This is a genomic window from Pseudoalteromonas sp. K222D (genome assembly GCF_017653575.1).
GTDB classification, from domain to species: Bacteria; Pseudomonadota; Gammaproteobacteria; order Enterobacterales; family Alteromonadaceae; genus Pseudoalteromonas; species Pseudoalteromonas nigrifaciens.
This window is the reverse complement of sequence record NZ_JAGGDL010000044.1, coordinates 21,871-27,872: the sequence shown is the minus strand read 5'-3', so window position 1 is coordinate 27,872 and position 6,002 is coordinate 21,871. Positions and strand designations below refer to the sequence as shown.

Annotated in this window: 4 protein-coding genes; all 4 read left to right on the top strand. The window is 41.2% G+C overall.

Going from position 1 to position 6,002, the window contains the following annotated elements; translation table 11 throughout:
* Nucleotides 1-768 precede the first annotated feature (768 nt).
* The 4 genes from J5X91_RS15810 (at nt 769) to pheT (ending at nt 6,002) form a co-directional block, all read left to right on the top strand.
* Nucleotides 769-1,824: a DUF2066 domain-containing protein gene (locus J5X91_RS15810; protein ID WP_011328578.1), complete on the top strand. Its 1,056-nt coding sequence runs from the start codon at nt 769-771 to the stop codon at nt 1,822-1,824.
* The gene (gene hda, locus J5X91_RS15805; RefSeq protein ID WP_172459224.1) at nt 1,824-2,534 is read left to right on the top strand and encodes a DnaA regulatory inactivator Hda; all 711 of its coding nucleotides are present in this window, start codon (nt 1,824-1,826) and stop codon (nt 2,532-2,534) included. Before J5X91_RS15810 ends, hda begins: the two co-directional genes overlap by 1 nt.
* An 84-nt stretch (nt 2,535-2,618) precedes the next feature.
* Nucleotides 2,619-3,599, top strand: coding sequence for a phenylalanine--tRNA ligase subunit alpha (pheS, locus tag J5X91_RS15800; protein WP_011328576.1), 981 nt, complete (start codon nt 2,619-2,621; stop codon nt 3,597-3,599).
* 15 nt (nt 3,600-3,614) lie between these two features.
* Nucleotides 3,615-6,002: a phenylalanine--tRNA ligase subunit beta gene (gene pheT / locus J5X91_RS15795; RefSeq protein WP_086994471.1), complete on the top strand. Its 2,388-nt coding sequence runs from the start codon at nt 3,615-3,617 to the stop codon at nt 6,000-6,002.

Sequence of the window (6,002 nt, the reverse complement as noted above, 5' to 3'; positions counted from 1 at the left end):
TGCCAGGCTCCAAATTGTAGAAAGCCCGACTAGAAATAGTCGGGCTTTTTTACGTCTGTAATTTAATAAATAGCCAAGAGCCCATGCCGAACTCAGTAGTGAAACGAAACAGCTCGAAGGCCGAGCCCCGCGGAAGGCCGCCCCGACACAAAGAGTGTGTAGCATTTGCACTGTGACTCTCCACTGCTGTGGGCACCACGACATTGCCAGGCTCTAAATTGTAGAAAAGTGAAATGTGGGTGAATAATGTACACAAGTCTCCCGCGTAGGTTGGGCGAGCGTAGCGACACCCGACACTCAAATCATAAAAAATCATAAAAACATCACCACTAGCCAATGAATGTGGGGTATTTACACTGTGACTTTCTACCGCTGTGGGCACTACGACATTCTACTGCGTTGTCGCTACGAAGTAGCGCACCGACATTCAAATCATAAAAACATCATCACTAGTCAATGAGTGTGGTGTATTTGCACTGTGACTCTCCACTGCTGTGGGCATTAAGACACTACCAGGCCCAATTAAAGACTCCGATTCTAATTATCCTTTTGTTATTGAGCTCGTTATTTAATATTAAATTACTCATTAACTTTATGCGATTAGTATAAAAACATTAAATTGTTAGACAAAAATAACCCCATCAGCAATCTCTGCTAGTACCTAGTACCTAGCACCTAGCACTTTTTCCTACAAATAAAATATAATTTTGCTTTGTGGGTTGCTTTGATTTAGGATCAAATCAGTTTAAAACTAAGAACAAATAGCCTGTGTATAGATTATTATTAAGTGCCTTATCAATTATATTTTGCTTTACTGCATCAGCGGTTGAAGTAACTGATCTTTATCAAGATATTTTAAAAGTTGATGATAAAACTCGAGACACGCGTTTAGCAGCAAGTCGTAAAGCATTGCTGAATGTTCTAGTGAAAGTCAGCGGTGATGAAAGTGCTGATCAAAACAGCTTAGCGCAACAAAAAACTCAAGATATTTCAGACTACATGCTCAAGTTTGAGTACGACGAGAGTACAACCGGTAACTTAAAACTTGTTGTTAAATTTGAAGCGCGAAAAATTAATGCATTAATTAAAGAGCTCGGTTTACCCTTATGGGGTGTGCAACGACCATTAATTGCAATATGGTTAGGAATTGAAGATAACTGGCGCAGAGAGCTAGTTACTCAAGAAAGCTACCCACAACTAGAACAGTTAATATACGATAAAGCAGGGCGACGTGGTTTACCGGTTGTGGTGCCTTTACTTGATTTACAAGACAGACGTCTAGTAGGTATTCCTGAAGTATGGGGTAACTTTTCAGAGCCAGTAGAAGAGGCCTCTAAGCGTTATAGTGCTGAGCGCAGTATTACAGCCAGAATGTATAAGCAACCAGATAGTGAAAACTGGGTTTTAGATTGGCGATTTACTAACGATGATCTTTTTGAATTAAATAGATTAACGGGTGATAAACAACAAGTTGTTGCGCAAATGATAGATACGTTAGCGAAAGGGCTAGCTAATGAATATGCAATTGATCCGAATGCTTATTACGAGCAAGCAGCGGCAACTTTAACTCTAAAAGGTACGCAAAGCTTTGTTGATATTGAGTTGGCTAAACGCCGGTTATCAAATTTAAGTGTGGTAACTCAGGCTACTATTATACGAAAAACCCCAGATTTAGTTGAGTTCAAACTTAATCATACGGGTAGTGTGGTTGATTTAAAAAAAGCATTAGGGCTTGATGCTGCGTTTAGAGATTATGTTGATCCAAGTGCTTTTTATCATATTGTTGATAAAAACAGTTTAGAGTATCAATGGATTGGTGAGTAATGCTAACTCATGAGCCAATGCAAATGGCATTGCCGGTTACTTTGCCCGATGACGAAACCTTTACCTCGTACTTTGGTGGTGAGGACTCTTTAGAAGTAAGTCATTTAAAAGACAGTTTTTCAAAATTGTCGCAATCTTTTCAATACACTTATTTATGTGGTTTGGGCGATTCAGGGAAATCTCACCTTTTGTACGCTACGTGTATTCAAGCGCAAGAGCGCGGCTTATCAAATATGCTGTTATCTATGCGAGAAGTTATTGATTTTGGCCCTATGGTATTAGAAGGCTTAGAAGCCCTTGATGTTTTATGCATAGATGATGTGCATTTGGTAGCGGGTGATGATGCGTGGGAAAAGGCCTTATTTAATTTTTTTAATCGCTTTAACGAGCCTAAAAAAATGTTAGTGGTGACCGCTGACTTACTCCCCGACATGCTAAATATTAGCTTACCAGACTTAGAATCGCGGCTAAAATGGGGAACTACACTGCAAATTCGCTCAATGAGCGATGACGATAAAGCACAAGCTTTAGTTAAACGCACAAAAATGCGTGGCTTAGAGCTAAGTGACGAATGCGCCCGATTTTTATTAACGCGCTTAAGCCGTGATATGCGTACATTACTCGACGTATTAGACAAATTAGATCATGCATCTATGGCCGCACAACGAAAATTAACAATTCCTTTTATAAAATCAACGTTAAAGCTCTAGTAGGTCTAGAATCTAGGCACTGCTTTCAGTTATCATAAGTTATTACTTAACAGCAATCACCTTCTGTGAAAGATCAGGTATCCAATGAACTTAGAAAATATATTAGCGCAAGCACTTGAGGCGGTAGCCAGTGCCAGTGAAATCGCGCAGTTAGAAGAAATGCGGGTTAATTACCTTGGCAAAAAAGGCGAGATCACCAGCTTACTTAAAACGTTAGGCAAAATTGCCCCTGAAGAGCGTAAAGAAGCGGGCCAAGTTATTAATCAAGCTAAACAAGATGTGCAAGCTGCTATAAACGATAAACGTGAGCTGTTAGCCAGTAAAGCGCTAGAAGAAAAGCTAGCCGCTGAAACTATCGATGTAACATTACCTGGGCGTGTTATGCCTACTGGTGGCCTACATCCGGTTACACGTACCATTGAGCGCATAGAAAGCTTTTTTGGTGAGTTAGGCTTTGCAGTTAAATCGGGTCCTGAAGTTGAAGATGACTTTCATAACTTTGATGCGTTAAATATTCCTGAGCATCATCCAGCCCGTGCTGATCACGACACTTTTTACTTCAACCCTAAGCTGGTATTGCGTACGCAAACGAGTGGCGTACAAATACGTACAATGGAAGTTGAGCAACCGCCGCTGCGTATTATTTCTCCTGGACGTGTATATCGTAACGATTATGACCAAACGCACACGCCTATGTTTCATCAGGTTGAAGGCTTAATGGTCGACACAGATGTGAGCTTTACTGAACTTAAAGGTATTTTACACGACTTCCTGCGTAACTTTTTTGAAGAAGACATGGAAATTCGTTTCCGTCCTTCATTTTTCCCTTTTACAGAACCTTCAGCAGAAGTAGACGTAATGGGTAAAGACGGCAAGTGGCTAGAAGTATTAGGCTGCGGCATGGTACATCCTAACGTTCTTAAGTCTGTGGGCATTGATCCTGAAAAATACACCGGCTTTGCTTTTGGCATGGGTGTAGAGCGCTTAACTATGTTGCGTTATGGCGTAAACGATTTACGTGCATTTTTTGAAAATGACTTAAAATTCCTAAACCAGTTCCGTTAAGAGTGAAACAATAATATGAAATTTAGTGAAAAGTGGTTAAGAGAGTGGGTTAATCCAGCCATTGATACGCAAGCTCTGTCGGAACAGCTTTCTATGGCTGGCCTAGAAGTTGATGGCGTAACACCTGCAGCAGCAAAATTTAATGGTGTATTGGTAGGTGAAGTTGTTGAATGTGGACAACATCCTGATGCAGATAAGCTACGCGTTACCAAAATTAATGTCGGTGGTGATGAACTACTTGATATCGTATGTGGCGCACCGAACTGTCGTTTAGGCATTAAAGTTGCGGTTGCAACTGTTGGCGCAGTGCTTCCTGGTGATTTTAAAATTAAAAAAGCCAAGTTACGTGGCCAACCTTCAAATGGCATGTTGTGTGCTTTTGTTGAGCTAGGTATTAGCGAAGAAGGCGATGGCATTATGGAATTGCCAAGCGATGCGCCAGTAGGTACAGATTTACGTGAATACCTAGGCCTTGATGATAATATTATTGATGTTGATTTAACACCAAACCGTGGTGATTGTTTAGGTATAAAAGGCTTAGCGCGCGAAGTGGGCGTACTTAACAGCATTGACGTAAACGTATTACAAATTCCAGCGGTTACAGCAACAATTGACGATAAAGTATCGATTGAATTAGTTAATGAAGATGCATGTCCTCGCTACCTTGGGCGTGTGATCAAAGGCATTAACCTTGATACAGCAACGCCGTTATGGATGGTTGAAAAACTACGTCGCAGCGGTGTGCGTTCAATCGACCCAGTAGTTGATGTTACTAATTATGTATTACTTGAACTTGGCCATCCAATGCATGCATTTGATTTAAATGCGATTGAAGGTGGAATTAAAGTACGTAGTGCAAACGCCGGTGAAGAGCTAGTTTTACTTGACGGTAATAGCGTTAAATTAAACGAATCTACATTAGTGATAGCCGATCATAATAAAGCACTAGCCATTGCGGGTATTTTTGGTGGCGAGCAATCGGGTGTTACAAATAAAACGTCTGATATATTACTTGAAAGCGCATTTTTTAACCCTGTAGCAATAGCTGGGCAAGCACGTAGCTACGGTTTACACACAGATGCATCGCATCGTTATGAGCGTGGTGTTGATTTTGCGCTACAGCATGATGCAATAGAGCGTGCAACAGCGTTACTACTTGAAATAGTAGGCGGTGAAGCAGGCCCAGTGGTTGAAGCCGTTGCCGCAGATAAACTACCTAAAGTGACTGAGGTTCGTTTACGTCGTAGCCGTTTAGACCGTGTTATTGGCCATCATATTGAAGATGAGAAAGTTACTGATATTTTAACTCGCTTAGGTTTTAACGTAAAAGTTGAAAACGACAGCTGGAGTGCAGATGTACCTAGTTACCGTTTTGATGTGCGTATTGAAGAAGATTTAATTGAAGAAGTGGCGCGTGTTTACGGTTACAACAGTATTCCTAATGTTGCACCGACTGCTAAGCTTAAAATGACTACCCATAACGAAGCGACTATCGCACTAAGCAAGTTTCGTAATACGCTAGTAGCCCGTGGTTATCAAGAGGCTATTACGTACAGTTTTGTCGACCCTAAAGCGCAAGCTATTTTGCACCCAGAAAGTCAGCCGCTAGTATTACCGCACCCAATTTCAATTGAAATGTCTGCAATGCGAGTAAGCTTAATGCCTGGCTTATTGGCGTCGCTAGCGTATAACCAAAATCGTCAGCAACCGCGTATTCGTCTATTTGAACACGGCCTTAAATTTTTAAGTGACGAAAATGCCGAAAACGGTGTTAACCAAGTGCCAGTAATTGGCGGTGTAATTACCGGTCTTGCGCATGGCGAACATTGGGTTGAAGAAAAACGCAACGTCGATTTTTACGATGTGAAAGGTGACGTGGAAGCACTACTGGCAATTACCAATGATATGAGCCGCTTTGAAATTAAAGCAGAGCAGTCAGACGGTTTGCATCCTGGTCAATCAGCGGTAATTTATGTTGCTGGTAAAAAGGTTGGTTTTTTTGGTGCATTACACCCTCAAGCGCAAAAGTCGTTAGATATCAATAATGCTACTTTCGTGTTTGAAATTGAAATGTCGGCAATCGAAAAAAGAAATTTACCGCAAGTTGCAGGGGTGTCTAAATTCCCTTCAAATCGCCGCGACATCGCGATTTTAGTGCAAGAGAGCGTAAATATTGGCGATATTTTAACAGCGATAGAAAAAGTTGGCGGAAATCAATTAGTTGACCTAAACTTATTCGATGTGTATAAGGGCAAAGGTATTGAGCCAAATTATAAGAGTTTGGCGATTGCTCTAACACTGCAATCGGTTGATAGAACACTCGAAGAGAAAGATATCAATCTAGTAGTTGATAACGTGGTGGCCACACTGGCCGAACAGTTTAATGCATCGTTGAGGGACTAG